The organism is Flavobacterium ammoniigenes (assembly GCF_020886055.1).
Classification (GTDB): domain Bacteria; phylum Bacteroidota; class Bacteroidia; order Flavobacteriales; family Flavobacteriaceae; genus Flavobacterium; species Flavobacterium ammoniigenes.
The window spans coordinates 342947-357571 of sequence record NZ_AP025184.1 but is presented as its reverse complement, the minus strand read 5'-3'; the positions used below and the strand labels follow the sequence as shown (position 1 = coordinate 357571).

The 14625-nt window shown below is 32.4% G+C and carries 16 protein-coding genes; 8 read left to right on the top strand and 8 right to left on the bottom strand.

The window, feature by feature from the left end; all coding sequences use genetic code 11:
- Nucleotides 1-98: 98 nt before the first annotated feature.
- The gene (locus LPC21_RS01540; RefSeq protein WP_229317710.1) at nt 99-443 is read left to right on the top strand and encodes a toxin-antitoxin system YwqK family antitoxin; all 345 of its coding nucleotides are present in this window, start codon (nt 99-101) and stop codon (nt 441-443) included.
- A 96-nt stretch (nt 444-539) separates the two neighbouring features.
- Here the strand turns inward: LPC21_RS01540 and LPC21_RS01535 are convergent, their stop codons facing one another.
- Both LPC21_RS01535 and LPC21_RS01530 read right to left on the bottom strand, forming a co-directional pair.
- Nucleotides 540-1742, bottom strand: a complete 1203-nt coding sequence (locus tag LPC21_RS01535; protein WP_229317709.1) for a hypothetical protein — start codon at nt 1740-1742, stop codon at nt 540-542.
- A gap of 139 nt (nt 1743-1881) precedes the next feature.
- Nucleotides 1882-4659 carry a TonB-dependent receptor gene (locus tag LPC21_RS01530; RefSeq protein ID WP_229317708.1) on the bottom strand — a complete coding sequence of 926 codons (2778 nt, stop codon included), beginning with the start codon at nt 4657-4659 and terminating at the stop codon, nt 1882-1884.
- Nucleotides 4660-4861: 202 nt separating this feature from the next.
- On the opposite strand from LPC21_RS01530, the gene LPC21_RS01525 reads away from it, so the two are divergent.
- The 5 genes from LPC21_RS01525 to can all read left to right on the top strand — a co-directional run bounded on the left by LPC21_RS01525 (nt 4862) and on the right by can (nt 9468).
- Nucleotides 4862-5545: a response regulator transcription factor gene (locus LPC21_RS01525; protein ID WP_229317707.1), complete on the top strand. Its 684-nt coding sequence runs from the start codon at nt 4862-4864 to the stop codon at nt 5543-5545.
- A gap of 72 nt (nt 5546-5617) precedes the next feature.
- Nucleotides 5618-6679: a sensor histidine kinase gene (locus LPC21_RS01520; protein WP_229317705.1), complete on the top strand. Its 1062-nt coding sequence runs from the start codon at nt 5618-5620 to the stop codon at nt 6677-6679.
- A gap of 87 nt (nt 6680-6766) precedes the next feature.
- Entirely contained in the window at nt 6767-7048 is a 282-nt protein-coding gene (locus LPC21_RS01515) for a hypothetical protein (protein WP_229317703.1), read from the top strand.
- 93 nt (nt 7049-7141) lie between these two features.
- Nucleotides 7142-8788, top strand: a complete 1647-nt coding sequence (locus tag LPC21_RS01510) for a SulP family inorganic anion transporter (protein ID WP_229317701.1) — start codon at nt 7142-7144, stop codon at nt 8786-8788.
- 44 nt (nt 8789-8832) lie between these two features.
- A complete protein-coding gene (can, locus tag LPC21_RS01505; RefSeq protein WP_229317700.1) occupies nt 8833-9468 on the top strand; it encodes a carbonate dehydratase in 636 nt (211 codons plus the stop codon).
- Between the two features lie 51 nt (nt 9469-9519).
- On the opposite strand, the gene LPC21_RS01500 is transcribed toward can, so the two are convergent.
- From LPC21_RS01500 to LPC21_RS01490, 3 genes are all read right to left on the bottom strand, one after another.
- Complete coding sequence (locus LPC21_RS01500; RefSeq protein WP_229317699.1) at nt 9520-10773, bottom strand: aspartate kinase; 1254 nt, start codon at nt 10771-10773, stop codon at nt 9520-9522.
- Between the two features lie 9 nt (nt 10774-10782).
- Nucleotides 10783-11262 (bottom strand): GNAT family N-acetyltransferase, encoded by a 480-nt coding sequence (locus tag LPC21_RS01495; protein WP_229317698.1) that lies wholly within the window; start codon nt 11260-11262, stop codon nt 10783-10785.
- A gap of 211 nt (nt 11263-11473) precedes the next feature.
- Nucleotides 11474-11905, bottom strand: a complete 432-nt coding sequence (locus tag LPC21_RS01490) for a tellurite resistance TerB family protein (RefSeq protein ID WP_229317697.1) — start codon at nt 11903-11905, stop codon at nt 11474-11476.
- 169 nt (nt 11906-12074) lie between these two features.
- Between LPC21_RS01490 and LPC21_RS01485 the strand changes: the two genes are divergently transcribed.
- Both LPC21_RS01485 and LPC21_RS01480 read left to right on the top strand, forming a co-directional pair.
- Complete coding sequence (locus tag LPC21_RS01485) at nt 12075-12668, top strand: HupE/UreJ family protein (protein WP_229317696.1); 594 nt, start codon at nt 12075-12077, stop codon at nt 12666-12668.
- Nucleotides 12669-12670: 2 nt separating this feature from the next.
- Nucleotides 12671-13102, top strand: a complete 432-nt coding sequence (locus LPC21_RS01480) for a deoxycytidylate deaminase (RefSeq protein ID WP_229317694.1) — start codon at nt 12671-12673, stop codon at nt 13100-13102.
- A gap of 5 nt (nt 13103-13107) precedes the next feature.
- Here LPC21_RS01480 and LPC21_RS01475 read toward each other — a convergent pair whose 3' ends face one another.
- From LPC21_RS01475 to LPC21_RS01465, 3 genes are all read right to left on the bottom strand, one after another.
- The gene (locus LPC21_RS01475) at nt 13108-13725 is read right to left on the bottom strand and encodes an FAD-dependent oxidoreductase (protein ID WP_229317692.1); all 618 of its coding nucleotides are present in this window, start codon (nt 13723-13725) and stop codon (nt 13108-13110) included.
- The gene (locus LPC21_RS01470; protein WP_229317690.1) at nt 13718-13915 is read right to left on the bottom strand and encodes a hypothetical protein; all 198 of its coding nucleotides are present in this window, start codon (nt 13913-13915) and stop codon (nt 13718-13720) included. The genes LPC21_RS01475 and LPC21_RS01470 overlap by 8 nt, the downstream gene beginning before the upstream one ends.
- Nucleotides 13916-13980: 65 nt before the next feature.
- Complete coding sequence (locus tag LPC21_RS01465; RefSeq protein ID WP_229317689.1) at nt 13981-14559, bottom strand: MarC family protein; 579 nt, start codon at nt 14557-14559, stop codon at nt 13981-13983.
- Nucleotides 14560-14625 lie beyond the last annotated feature (66 nt).

Sequence of the window (14625 nt, the reverse complement as noted above, 5' to 3'; positions counted from 1 at the left end):
TTTATCCTAATGTTACCAAATTGTTAAGTAAATGTTTGGTAGATGTAAATTAATGTCTATATTTGTTATCGAATTATTAACAATTAAAACCTAACAAAATGAAAAAAATTATGATGATTGCAGTGTTAGTAGTATCTAGTGTAACTTTTGCACAAAATAGAGAGCCTAAATTAGAAGAAGTAAACGGGATAGTAAAAGCAACGTATTACCATGAGAATGGAAAAGTGCAACAAGAAGGATTTTTTGTTGATGGTAAATTAGACGGAAAATGGATTTCGTACAATGAGAACGGATTAAAGATTGCTATTGCTGAGTATGCCAAAGGTGAAAAAGTAGGTAACTGGTTTTTCTGGAACAATGAAGGTTTGTCTGAAGTAGATTTTTCTAAAGACAATATTCAATCAGTAAAAAAATGGAGCAATGGAACAGTTGCTTTAAATTAATCTTGTAGTAGATTAATAGAAAAACCCCTGTTAGGAATTCCTAACAGGGGTTTTTTATTTCTAATTAAAGTAGAAGGAAATACTACTTAATTATAATTATTTGATCAAAGTAGCTCCGTTAACAGTAGACCAAGCTCCATTTGTTAATGCAGCACCTGTAGCAGTAGTAGAAGTTGCCCAGTTTGAAGCAGGATTAAAGCTAGTTGCAGATACAGTGAATGTTGACGCTCCTGAAATAAACGTATTGTCAGTGTTTGTGATGGTAACGTTTGTTAATTTGATTTTTCCAGCTACAACTTGGTTGTTGAAAGTTGTTAAATCTAAAATTTGAATTGCACCACCGTTTTTAGCAGTTGGAGTAGTTTGGTTTTTGAACCCATCAATCACGATGTTACTGTATTCTCCATTACCTTCTTTTTTGAATTGGAAAGCATCTAATTGGATTTCTGATTGAGCTTCAGTAGCAGTACCAGCAGCTCTTTTCAAAGTGATATTAGTTACTTTAGGCCAAAATGCATTGTTAACACTTTTAGCTTCAGCTTCTACACCATAATTTGCAACTCCTTCTTGGTAAGAATACCAGTTTGTATTTTCTTGTCCTCTCCAACCATCTTGCCAGTCAAAAGCGTCATCAGAATTTCCGTAAGAAATTGCGTTTTTCATACTAACAGTTCCACCATAGAATTCGAAACCGTCATCATTTCCTTTATAAGAAACTAAGTTTTCTAAAGTTGTACCTGATCCAACAGAGTAAAATGAGAAACCATTTTGTTCTTTATTGTTTTGAGTAATAACTTGTCCAGCATATTCAACACGCACATATTTTAATGTTCCACCATTATGTGCTGCATCAGAACCACCATAAGGTAAAGCAAGTCCATCTTCTGAAGTTGCTGTTTGAGGTGCTGCGTTAGTAGCCGAATTAACGATAGGTGCATTTCCATACATGATTATACCACCCCATGAACCTGCAACTTTTGATTTTTCAGTAAATACAATTGGTTCAGTAGCTGTTCCAACTGCAATTAATTTTCCACCATTTAAGATTACAAATGCATCTTCACCATCTGCTTTGTCAGCTGTTATTGTAGATCCAGCTTCAAAAGTGATTGTTACACCACTTGCAACTTTAGCAAAACCTTTTAGGGTATAATTTCCGTAAGCATAGGTTTTTGAAACAGTTAAATCACCTGTAATTTCTCCAGTTACTGGAACTTTTACAACTTCAGTTTCGTCGTCAATAGTACAACCTGTAAAAACAGCAGCAATGATAGCTATACTTAATGCGATTTTTTTCATAATAATTTTTTTAATTTAATTTAGTTTATGTTTTTTAACAATTCAAAAGTACTTTCAGATGTGCTTATTTTAGTTATTTAAATTGTTATTAAAATGTGATTAAAACTAAATCTAAATGTTTTTTTAATGTTAAGTAGTATTAGAAAGTATAAGATACATTTAATGAAAAGCCTACACCTCTGGTGTAATCTTTAACGGTTAAATCTGACTCAGTAATTGGCAGTTTACTTTCTTCTCCTAATTTGATACTATATTTTGGATTTAAAATATTATCTATTGAGAATTTCGCATCCCATTTCTTTCCAATTTTATTACTCCAAACTAAATCTAGTTTATTGAAAGGTTGCTCGTAGTAATGATCTAAACCATTTGTCCCAACAGCAAAGATTCTTTTTCCATATACATTATAGACTAATGATACTGTATTGTTCCAATTGCTTGAAAAATCAAAATCGTATTTTAAGTCAGCGTTAATTAACCAAGGAGAGGCACCTTGCAATCTTCTGTCAGGATTCGTTTCAGTTGTATTGTTTTTATTGATAGTTACTTTTGAATACATCAACGAAGTATTAAATCCTAATGATAAATTTTTGAAGTTATCAGAAATTCTATCAAGTTGTAAAAGCAATTCTAACTCTGCACCCACAAGCAATGCTTTATTTGAGTTGTCATATGTAATGATTTGTCCACCACTACCAGCTGATTGCGTAAACAATCTTTCAATTGGGTTTTGAATTAGTTTTGAAAAAGTAGTAACAGCTAGTAATTCTTTCGCAGTTGGGAAAAATTCATATTTCAAATCAAAATTATAATTATCACTATTCACAACATTTGGATTACCATTTTCAATAGTTCCATCTAAGTTTACAAACTCAAGAGGGTATGATTCCATGATTACAGGTCTAGTTATGGTTTTTGAAGCTGCAAGTCTAAAGTTGGAAGCATCATTAAATTTATACTTCATATTTAAAGATGGTAATATATCTAAATCTTCTACTGATTTTTTTTGGTAAGGATCATTAAATGAACCTGGATTTCTGTATTTAGTTAATCTCAAACTTTGTTCCACTCTAACTCCAAAGTTCATTTCGTATACATCATTAAATTTAAAAGCTACATCTGCATAACCAGCATTTAGATATTCTAATAATTTTGCTTTATATGTAGAATTAGTTCCTTCTCTATAAGTAAATTTTCCATTTGTAATTTCACTTGCTAATGTAGCATCAGGGTTGTTTGTGTTAAAAGACACAGCATTGGCACCCACTCTATCAGAAACTAAGAATCTGAATTTTGAGTCCATTCTATTAATGTATGAATTGTAACCAACAGTCAATTTATGAGCATCTTTGTTGTCTTTTTTTCCGAAAAGCCATGAATATTCAAGCATGCTTGAAACGTGGAATTTACCATCTACATCCATAGTTTGTCTGTACAAACTATTTCCTGTATAACTAATCGCAGTTGTATTATCATCCAATAATACCCCTTTAAATGATTTTCTATCTGGTAATTGAAATCCTGTTTTTGTGAATGAAACTCCCGCTTTAATATTTTTTCTATCATCTTTAGATACTTTATAAGTACCAAACAATTGTGTATTTAAAAAGTCAGATTGAGTCAATTGATTCATTCTAATAAAACCATTATTATTGATTGTTGCAGAGTTGGTGTAACCCAATTGATCTTGGATCATGTTCTCTGTAGATTTTAAATAAAATGTATTTGAAGTTAAATTCAATCGTTCTGATTTAAAATTCAATGATGCTAATGCAGATGAATTAGTGATGTATTTGTATTGTTTGTTAAACAAATCATTATCGTAATTTCCTTGAGCAGCATTAAAAAAACGATCTACACCTTCTCTATATTGGTATTTGTTGTCAAAGTTGAACGAAACTAAATATTGCAATGAATTGCTATTTTTTCCAACTGTAAATTTTTCTGAATTTAAAATTCCAAAACTTGTATTTAGTGGTGAGTTAGCTTGTTCAACATCAAATCCTGATCCAAATTGAGTCGAAGCTTCGTTAGCTGTTAACACACGATTACTTGGGACATTGCCAAATACTTTTGGGAAGTCTCTTTCTGAGCCTGAAAAACCAAAAAAGTCTGCGGTTGAGGTTGCATCTTTAGATGTAAGGAATTTTCTTAAGTTGTTATTAGAAGTATATCCTACACCAAAATTAATTTTAGATTGGCTTTTAGTTCCTTTAGAAGTAGCTATATTGAAAGTTCCTCCAGCAAAATCACCATAAATATTGGTATTGAAAGTTTTGTAGGTATCAATAACACTTACAATATCAGTTGGAAAAATGTCTAAAGGGATTATTTTTTTGAATGGGTTGTTCGATGGAACCGCCAAATCGTTAATTAACAAATTGTTGTATCGGTCTTCTAGTCCTCTTACAAAAAGACCTCTACCATCTACTTTAGTAATTCCAGTAACTTTAGTTAAACCTTCTTCAACATCACTTACACCTTTACGAGCCATTTCTTGCGCTCCAATACTCTGTTTAATAACTACAGCCTTTTTTTGGTCATAAAGTAAAACGGTTTCTTTTTCTCTATTACCACTGGCTTTAACTACTACATCTTTCAAAGTGTAGTTTCCAGAGCCTAAAGTTTTATTGATAACAAGAGTTTCATTAGCTTTAATAGAAATTGGCATTTCTATGTTTTCATATCCAACAAAACTAAATTGGATAGTATAATTACCTGCAGGAAGACTGATAGAATATTTTCCATCAATGTCAGTGTTTACTCCAATTGAAGTTCCTTTAATAAGGACATTAGCAAAAGGCAGCGGTTGATTTTTTGATTCTTTGTCTAAAAGCGTACCTGAAACAGTACCTTTGGTTTGTGCGAAACCTATTGCACAAATAAATAATGTAATTAATACAAATTTTAATTTCATTTTAATAGTTTTAATTTTTCTGCAAATTAACCGCGGCAATGTTGTTTCGAGGTTATCACTTTGTTATATTTTCAATAACTTAATATTACCAAATTGTTACTAGATTAAATTTAGGTTAACTCGGTTTTCGGTTTGTAAATTTCTATATATTTACAACTTGTTAATCTAAATAAGTATAACTTAGATTCAAATAAAGTAAACTATGGCAAAGAATAAAGCTAAAATCTTATTGGTTGATGATGAACCAGATATTTTAGAAATTGTGGGGTATAATTTATCTCAAGAAGGATATCAAATTTGTACCGCTTCCAACGGAAAAGAAGCAGTTGCAAAAGCAAAATCGGACTTGCCAGATTTAATTATCATGGATGTCATGATGCCTGAAATGGATGGTATCGAGGCCTGTGAAATCATTAGAAAACTACCTGAATTGCCTAATGTAATTATTACCTTTCTTACCGCTCGTAATGAAGATTATACTCAAGTAGCAGGCTTCGATGCAGGTGCTGATGATTACATTAGTAAACCAATCAAACCAAAATTATTGGTTAGTAAAGTAAACGCTTTGCTAAGACGTTTTAATGATCAACAAAAAAACGTTGGTACTTTAACGGTTGGTGGAATTGAAATTAATCGAGAGGAGTATATTATTATTAAGGATGGGGTCGAAATTTCCTTACCAAGAAAAGAATTTGAATTGTTTTACTTATTAGCCTCGAAACCTGGAAAAGTATTTAAAAGAGAAGAAATTTTAGATAAAATTTGGGGAAATGATGTCATTGTAGGCGGAAGAACAATTGATGTTCACATTCGAAAATTGAGAGAGAAAATAGGAGATGATTTTTTCAAAACAATTAAAGGAGTGGGCTATAAATTAGAAGTCTAGTTTTTTAAAAAATAATAGTACTTTAGACAACGCAATTTATTGCGTTGTTTTTTATTTATACCCCTTTTTGTAATGAAAAAAAATTTTAAAAGAAATTATCAGTTTGCTATAAAATCATCCTCTTTAATTAGTCTTTTTGCGACTTTTTTTGGGATGATTCTTCTTCGAGTTTCGTTAAAATATGATAAAGATACCGTTTGGATTTATGGTGCCATTTTTTTTATGGTTTTGTTTGTATTCTCTTTTTTAGTCTTGCAATACCGAATAGAAAGATTTATTTACAACAGAATTAAAAAAATCTACGATGATGTCGCTTTATTGGATGCACCTTCCTTAGCCAATCAACCCATTGCAACAGATATGGAAACATTGTCAAGAAAGGTTAAAAAATTTGCTACCGATAAAAAGTTGGAAATCGAAATGTTACAAGTTCGTGAACACTACCGAAGAGAGTTTTTAGGCAATGTTTCTCACGAATTAAAAACGCCCTTATTTACGGTTCAAGGTTATTTGTCTACTTTAACTGATGGGGCATTTGAGGACAAGACTATTTTGAAAAAATATTTGGATCGCGCCGAAAAGGGTGTTGAACGACTCATTTATATCGTTGAGGATTTGGATATGATTAGTAAGTTAGAATCAGGTGAACTCAATTTAGAAATAGCAGAATTTGACATAGTAGAATTAATTCAAAGTATTGTGGATATGTTAGAAATGAAAGCTTCTAAAAAAAATATTTCATTGGTACTTGAACATAATAATAAACCCATGTGGGTGGCAGCTGACAAGGATAAGCTACAACAGGTAATTATTAATTTAATTGTAAACTCAATTAAGTATGGAAAAGAAGGAGGCGAAACGGAAATTTCGGTAACTGGCTTTACAAGTAAAAAAATATTAGTCCGAGTAACAGATAATGGTGAAGGAATAGAATCACAAAATATTCCACGACTTTTTGAACGATTCTACAGGGTGAATAAAAGCGGTTCTCGTTCAGAGGGAGGCTCTGGTTTAGGGTTGTCTATTGTCAAACATATTGTAGAAGCCCACAAGCAAAAAATATATGTAGAAAGTGAATACGGTGTTGGTTCTGAATTCTCATTTACTATTGATAGAGCTTCGAAAAAAAGATAGAGCAAATATTTCCGAAACATCAATAAACAGTGTTAATTTTTTTAAAATTAGCGCCTTTACTACAAGATTAATTCTATTTTTGTTGTAATGAAAAAACTAGCCAGTATATTACTATTTTTATTCGTTTTATTTTTAATAACACCTACCGTAGTTAGTGCTATTGAAAATGATGGAGATGTCTCGGTAGTTTCTAATTTTTCGGAAGAAGAGCAAGTTCAAAAAGATTTCAAACTCATTTTTTATTTCGAACAAATTCACAATAAACTGTATTTACCTTCGGTAAGAAATCAATTTATCTCTTCGGAAAATTCAGTTAAATACTATACTATTTCTTTAGGAATTCTTATTCCGCCACCAAAACTAAGTTAAATCATAATTCATTTTTTAATCCAATCGATTTAAAAATTTTGGACACACTAACAAAAGTGTGTTTTGTCTTTATGTGTAATTTAGTCCAATATCATGTCAAAAAAAATTAATCTTTTTGCTAACTTTAAATCTGATTTTGCTTCAGGTTTAGTGGTTTTTTTGGTGGCGCTACCTTTGTGTTTAGGAATTGCAATGGCTTCTGGAGCTCCTTTGTTTTCCGGAATTATTTCCGGAGTTATTGGCGGAATTGTAGTAGGCTATCTAAGTCAATCTCATATTAGTGTTTCAGGTCCGGCAGCGGGATTAACCGCTATCGTTTTAACTGCTATAACTGATTTGGGTGCCTTTGATGTATTTTTAACTGCTGTTTTTATTGCGGGTTTATTTCAATTGGTTCTTGGATTTTTAAAAGCAGGTACGATTTCAAATTATTTTCCTACTAATGTAATCGAAGGAATGTTAGCTGGTATCGGAATCATTATAATTATGAAACAATTGCCTCATGCCGTTGGTTTTGATAGTGATTTTGAAGGCGACCAATCTTTTATTCAAGCTGATGGGAGTAACACTTTTTCTTCTTTGCTTCACGTTTTTAATTATGTGCAATTAGGTTCGATTGTGATTTCGATATTGTCATTGTGTATTTTGATTGCCTGGGATAAAATATCGTTTCTAAAAAAATTAAAATTAATTCCTGGAGCTTTAGTGGCAGTTATCGCCGGAATCGTTTTAAATGAATTCTTTGTCAATTCAGGAAGTAGTTTGGCTATCGCTAAAGAACATTTAGTTTCCTTGCCTGTCCCGTCTTCAATAGAAGATTTTAAGCAAATTATAGTTACACCTAATTTTGAAGGCATTTTAAATCCGCAAGTTTGGGTAGTAGGGCTAACTATTGCAATTGTGGCTTCTATCGAAACCTTATTGTGTATTGAAGCTTCGGATAGAATGGATGTTCAAAAAAGATATACTAATACTAATGTGGAACTGAAGGCGCAAGGTATAGGAAATATTGTAAGTTCGCTTTTGGGTGGTTTGCCAATGACTTCTGTAGTTGTTCGAACTTCAGCTAATAACAATGCAGGAGCCAAAACCAAAATGTCAGCCATTATTCATGGTATTTTGCTTTTAATTAGTGTGCTTTCGATTCCGTTTCTACTGAATAAAATCCCTTTAGCTACTCTGGCTGCTGTTTTGCTTTTAGTAGGGTATAAATTAGCAAAGCCTGCAACATTTGTTCATTTTTGGCAAAAAGGAAAATACCAGTTTATTCCGTTTATAGCAACTTTAATTGCGGTAGTTTTTACAGACTTGTTAAAAGGTGTAGCGCTCGGAATGATCATTAGCGTAGTGTTTATTTTAAAAGGCAATTTAAAAAGAGCTTATATTTTTAGAAAAGAAGAATATGCAGATGGTGATGTAATTCATATTGATCTAGCTCAGGAAGTTTCGTTCTTAAATAAAGCGGCTATCAAAGAAACATTACAATCAATACCAGGAAATTCTAAGGTGATTATTGATGCCAAAGACACCATTTATATTGCCCATGATATTTTGGATTTGATTCATGAATTCAAAACAATTAGAGCTAAAGAAGAACATATTAAAGTAAAACTAAAAGGATTTAAAAAAGAATACCAATTACAAAATAATGATGATAATCATGTTACTATTGTTCATGAGTACGATGCGTTGAAAAGAGTAATGGTTCAAAAAGAAGTCAAACATTTCGACAAAGAATAATTGTGGTTTTAAATTAGTTTAATACCTTTAAAATAAAAAAGAGAATGAAAGAATTCTATAAAAAAATACTGGATAACAATAAGAGGTGGGTAGAAGAATCGTTAGAATTAGACCCCAATTATTTTGAGGATTTGGCGAAAGGTCAAACGCCGCCTTTATTATGGATAGGTTGTTCAGATAGCCGAGTACCAGCGAATGAAATCATTGGCGCCAAGCCAGGAGAGGTATTTGTACATAGAAATATTGCCAATATGGTGATTCATTCTGATATGAATATGTTGAGTGTGTTAGATTACGCAGTCAATGTGCTTAAAGTAAAACACGTTTTAGTTTGTGGTCATTACGGTTGCGGTGGGGTTAAAGCGGCTATGAGCAATGATTCTATTGGGATAATTGACAATTGGATTCGCCATATCAAAGATGTTTACCGTTTGCACAATCACTATTTGGATTCTATCCTAGATGAAACAGAACGCTTCAATAAGTTTGTTGAATTGAATGTGAAAGAACAAGTGTTTGATTTGGCAAAAACATCAATAGTACAGTCGGCTTGGAAAAAAGGTCAAGATTTAACTTTACACGGTTGGGTGTATGGATTGAACTCGGGGTTTGTCACCGATCTTGATGTGAATATCAGTTCGGATAAAGATTTAGACGATGTGTATCAGTTAAAATTTTAAAATAAAAAAGCACCTATATAGGTGCTTTTTTATTTTAAAGAGATATTGTTCTTATTCCTTAGTTACAATTTGCATTGTTTCTCTACTGATTTGTTTTAATAAAACAGTTTTATCATTTTCAACTGTTTTTGCTGCCGCATCATCAAAATGACGAATAGTATACAGCGTAACATTTTCTTCAAAATCAACTTTGAATTTTTTCGATAGTACAGCATTCAATGTATTGAATTCGCCAAATTTATCCTCAACACATACGGAGAAACTGATCGCCGAATTTTGAATTAAATTCACTTTGATTTTATGATCGTGGAATAATCCAAAAATTTCACTGATGTTTTCCTCCATTATGAAAGAGAAGTCAATAGAAGAAAGTGAAATTAATAATTGGTTTCTTTTCACAATGAAACAAGGTAAATGAGGTTCTAAATCCACTCCTTTGGAAACGCTGGTTCCTTTTAATAATGGATTGATAAATGATTTAACATACAAAGGAATTTCTTTCTTTTGTAGCGGTTGTAATGTTTTTGGGTGAATTACTGAAGCGCCATAGAATGCTAATTCAATAGCTTCTCTATAGGAAATCTGATTTAACAAACTCGCGTTTTCAAAATAACGTGGATCTGCGTTCATTACTCCTGGTACATCTTTCCAAATAGTTACACTTTCTGCATTCAAGCAATAAGCAAAAATAGCAGCAGTATAATCAGAACCTTCACGGCCTAGAGTGGTAGTAAAGTTGTTTTCGTCTGATCCTAAGAAACCTTGTGTGATATTTAAAATTTTAGGAGCTATGTTTTTGGCAATATTTTTTTGAGTTAATTCCCAATCTACCTCTGCATCTCTATAATTGGCGTTTGTTTTAATAAAATTTCGTACGTCGATCCATTGGGTTTTAACACCCATAAAATTCATAAAATGACTTAGAATTGTAGTTGAAATTAATTCTCCAAAACTCACAATCTGATCGTAAACAAAATTGTAATTTGGCGATTTATTGTGTGCTAAAAAGTATTCTAGATCAGTGAATTGCTCATTGACAGCTGTGAAAACTGGATCTTTGTCATTTTCAAACAAATCCAATAAGATTTGATTGTGGTATTTCTTAATTTCTTGAACTGATGCACTTAACTCAGGAGATTTATCGAAGTAATTTTTGATTACTATTTCTAATGCATTAGTCGTTTTTCCCATAGCAGAAACAACTAAAAGAACATCTTCATACCCTGCTTTTTGTAATACGTCATATACGTTTTTGATTCCATCGGCATCTTTAACTGAGGCGCCACCAAATTTGAATATTTTCATAGTTATATGCTATTTTAGTTTATTTTCAACAAAATAATTGATGCTTTCTTCGTCCATTTGAGCTATTTTCCATTCGTCAAATACTTTCGCACCCGAATTTTCATAAAATGCTATAGCTGGAGTATTCCAATCCAGGACAGCCCATTCAATACGTCGTACGTTATCTTTTTTACCCTGTTTAATTATTTCTGAATACAAGGCGTAACCAAGACCGGTTCCTCTCATGCTTTGTTTTACTACTAGGTCTTCTAGATGAATCGTTTTTCCTTTCCATGTAGAATAACGGTAATAGTACAAAGCGATACCAACAATGTTATCATCAACTTCGGCTACAAATACATGAAATAAAGGATGAGTTCCAAATCCATCTCGAATTAAATCGTCTACAGTAATAACAACCGCATTAGGCTCTTTTTCATAATCAGCTAATTCCTGGATTAGAGCCAAAACGCCTTTCATATCTTCCGGTTTTCCTTTTCGAATAGTCATAAATTAAAAACGTAATGAGTTAAATTTTATAATAATAGGTCTAATTCAGTTATTTGTTTGACAAATATACAATGATAGCAAGCTTCGCAACAAAATTTATGTCATTTTCACAAAAAATACATTATTTGTGACTTGACTTTTGAATTACATCAGATTGTTGAATAAAAAAAGCCCTTAAAAAGGGCTTCTACATTCAAAGAGTACAAAGGAATTATTTATACATGTTTTTCATTTCGTAAATAAAAGTGTCTAAGTCTACTTTTTTATCGATTAAAGTAAGTGCTTTGTGAATGATATAGCTCACATTACTTGGCGTAAAGCCCAAAGCAACACCCAATTTTTCTAATAATTTTTCTTGCCCATCACCTAAATGATGATCAATGTGTACCATACGTCCCAAATCAAATAAGCGTTCTAATCTTTCATTATACGAATACGGCGGGTTGATGGGATATAAAGATGGGTTTTCTAAAATTTCTTCATATTCTGAGGTAGAAATTTGAAGGTTGGTTGCTAATTTGTCTAAGAAAGCTTTTTCCTCTGCAGAAGAATGTCCATCGGCAAGTGCTACTCTAACTATAGCTGAAAAATGACCTTTGTTTCTGGCTTTGAATTCGCTATCAAATAAATCGGAAAATGACATAATAAGTGGGTTTAATAATAAGCATAAAGGTACATATTTTTTCAAAAGTAGACTATGGTTAGTGCTTATTTGGAATGTTTTTTTATTGCAAAATTTTTCTCATTCAACAAAATTCGCTTTTTCAAAATTAATTGTAAGTTTACCAATAATTAGAAACTAAAAATAGTTTATGTCAGAGTTTTGGGTTTACTTTCAAATTGGCTTGCATCATGTTTTAGATATCCAGGCTTATGATCATGTCTTGTTTATGATGGCTTTAGTTTTGCCTTTTACCTTCAAAGATTGGAAAAGATTACTGTTTTCTGTTACGCTTTTTACGTTAGGCCATACGACTGCTTTATTGTTATCTGTTTATGAAATCTTGGTGATCAAAGCTACTATTGTTGAATTGCTAATCCCTATAACGATATTAACTACTGCTGTTTTTAATCTATTTACTCTTGGCAAAACCAATAGAAAAGAAAATTTGAATTTGGTGTACTTGATCACGCTTTTCTTCGGAATAATTCACGGTTTAGGATTTTCAAATTATTTTAAAACCCTGTTGGGAGGCAGTTCCAATTCCAAATTAGTACCTTTGTTGGAGTTTGCTTTAGGAATTGAAGGAGCGCAAATTACAGTGGTACTCGCGATGTTGATCGTGGCATATGGTGTGCAAAGCCTATTTAAATTTTCAAGAAGAGATTGGATTTTAGTAGGATCGGCATTTATAATTGGTGTTGTGGTACCAATGATTATAGAAAATGAAATTTGGAATCAATAAAGATGGAAGATAAAAAATTAAATAAGTACGATAAGGCCTATTTGCGAATTGCAAAAGAGTGGAGTCAATTATCATACTGTAAACGCAAACAGGTTGGTGCTATTATTGTTAAAGACCGAATGATTATTTCGGATGGATACAATGGAACACCTTCGGGATTTGAAAACTGCTGTGAAGACGAAGAAGGATTGACCCGCTGGGATGTTTTACATGCTGAGGCCAATGCAATTCTTAAAGTAGCCCGTTCTACACAATCTTGTGAAGGCGCCACTTTATATATTACCCTTTCTCCTTGTAAAGAGTGTAGTAAACTAATTCACCAATCTGGAATAAAAAGAGTCGTGTATCACAATGGTTATCGCGACGATTCAGGGCTTCAATTTTTAACAAAAGCAGGGATTGAGGTAGAGCAGATTGCTATTCTTGAAGAATAAATAAGTTATTTTTTAGTGCTATCATGCACTTGAACAGGAACCCCTTCGTTCCATAAGGTAAGCAAGTCAGTGGCAACCGCAGCTCCACTTCCAGCTGCAATAGTAAGCTGACTTCTACACCCAGCCAATGTTCCAATAACATAAATGCCTTCAGTTACTTTATGATCTGTATTTTGTAGTTGAATCCGTTGTTTTTCGGCTAAAGCTTTTTGATGAGGCTCAACAAACTGAGTAAGTCCTTCAATATTGAAGGTGTTCGCAGAACCAATTCCTACAATAATAGTTTGAGTTGAATAGGAATTTTTATTTGAGATTATCGTAAAATTGGGATATTCCCCTTCTATTTTCAACACTTTTTCATCAGCAATCTGAACGATATGCGGATAGGTTGAAGTGAGATGAGATTTACTTTCAATTAATAATTCTGATCCAAGTTTTCCAGGAGGAATACCATAGGCATTATTAAAAATGGCTTCTTGTAAAGCAGATGATTTTTGGTGGGTAAAAATGCCAATTTTTTTCTCTGAGGCAAAGGCTTTGTTTTTGGCCGAACCTAAAACAAGCGCGCAGGACATTCCAGAAACGCCGCCTCCAATTATGAGAACATCAAAGGTATTAGTCATTCATTCTTTTTTCTATCTCTTTTGACATTCTAAAGATCAACAAAATTAAAATGGCACAAAAAGAAGCCGCAATTCCGATCAAAGCATACATACTTTCACCAGCAAATACATCATTGAAGTTCAATCGAGTGGTGTTAAAAATAAGCAATGCGGATGCCAATAAAATTAAGACAAGTGTAAAAATTTTCATAGGTTGGGTTTTATTATTCCAATTTCTTTACCTAAAAAGGAGCCGTAAATTTATAAAATTAATAATTACACAAACAAACCTTTAACATTAGCGGCAAATAATTTAACAGCAATTGCTAAAAGTACTACCCCAAACGCTTTGCGAATAACCCCTAATCCGTTTTTGCCTAGCATCTTTTCTAATTTGGAAGACAGTTTTAAAACGATATAGACCAAGATTAAATTCAAAACAATTGCAATTAGGATATTAATGGTGTGAAACTCTGAACGTAATGAAAGCAACGTGGTCATGGTTCCTGCACCCGCAATTAATGGAAAGGCAATTGGTACTATTGAAGCCGAACTCGATTCTTCGTCTCTATAAATCCGAATTCCTAAAATCATTTCTAAGGCAATGAAAAAAAGAACGAAAGAACCTGCAACGGCGAAGGAGTGAACATCTATTCCAATGATCTTTAGAAATTCTTCTCCTATAAATAAAAAAACAATCATGATTACTCCAGCAACGAGTGATGCTTTTTCAGATTCAATATGTCCGTGTTTGGTTCGTAAATCTACTATAATTGGAATACTGCCTACAATATCAATTACGGCAAACAATACCATTCCAACAGTCAGGATCTCTCTAAAGTCAATTTCAAACATCTCTTTTTTTTGCTGTAAAGGTACACTTTTAAAGAAATTAATGATGAGGATATTTCCATCGACATT

What these genes read in the sequence shown, in the direction of transcription:
- LPC21_RS01540 (WP_229317710.1), top strand. Translation starts at nt 99, where the DNA reads ATGAAAAAAATTATGATGATTGCAGTGTTAGTAGTATCTAGTGTAACT.
- LPC21_RS01535 (WP_229317709.1), bottom strand. Translation starts at nt 1,742, where the DNA reads ATGAAAAAAATCGCATTAAGTATAGCTATCATTGCTGCTGTTTTTACA.
- LPC21_RS01530 (WP_229317708.1), bottom strand. Translation starts at nt 4,659, where the DNA reads ATGAAATTAAAATTTGTATTAATTACATTATTTATTTGTGCAATAGGT.
- LPC21_RS01525 (WP_229317707.1), top strand. Translation starts at nt 4,862, where the DNA reads ATGGCAAAGAATAAAGCTAAAATCTTATTGGTTGATGATGAACCAGAT.
- LPC21_RS01520 (WP_229317705.1), top strand. Translation starts at nt 5,618, where the DNA reads ATGAAAAAAAATTTTAAAAGAAATTATCAGTTTGCTATAAAATCATCC.
- LPC21_RS01515 (WP_229317703.1), top strand. Translation starts at nt 6,767, where the DNA reads ATGAAAAAACTAGCCAGTATATTACTATTTTTATTCGTTTTATTTTTA.
- LPC21_RS01510 (WP_229317701.1), top strand. Translation starts at nt 7,142, where the DNA reads ATGTCAAAAAAAATTAATCTTTTTGCTAACTTTAAATCTGATTTTGCT.
- can (WP_229317700.1), top strand. Translation starts at nt 8,833, where the DNA reads ATGAAAGAATTCTATAAAAAAATACTGGATAACAATAAGAGGTGGGTA.
- LPC21_RS01500 (WP_229317699.1), bottom strand. Translation starts at nt 10,773, where the DNA reads ATGAAAATATTCAAATTTGGTGGCGCCTCAGTTAAAGATGCCGATGGA.
- LPC21_RS01495 (WP_229317698.1), bottom strand. Translation starts at nt 11,262, where the DNA reads ATGACTATTCGAAAAGGAAAACCGGAAGATATGAAAGGCGTTTTGGCT.
- LPC21_RS01490 (WP_229317697.1), bottom strand. Translation starts at nt 11,905, where the DNA reads ATGTCATTTTCCGATTTATTTGATAGCGAATTCAAAGCCAGAAACAAA.
- LPC21_RS01485 (WP_229317696.1), top strand. Translation starts at nt 12,075, where the DNA reads ATGTCAGAGTTTTGGGTTTACTTTCAAATTGGCTTGCATCATGTTTTA.
- LPC21_RS01480 (WP_229317694.1), top strand. Translation starts at nt 12,671, where the DNA reads ATGGAAGATAAAAAATTAAATAAGTACGATAAGGCCTATTTGCGAATT.
- LPC21_RS01475 (WP_229317692.1), bottom strand. Translation starts at nt 13,725, where the DNA reads ATGACTAATACCTTTGATGTTCTCATAATTGGAGGCGGCGTTTCTGGA.
- LPC21_RS01470 (WP_229317690.1), bottom strand. Translation starts at nt 13,915, where the DNA reads ATGAAAATTTTTACACTTGTCTTAATTTTATTGGCATCCGCATTGCTT.
- LPC21_RS01465 (WP_229317689.1), bottom strand. Translation starts at nt 14,559, where the DNA reads ATGTTTGAAATTGACTTTAGAGAGATCCTGACTGTTGGAATGGTATTG.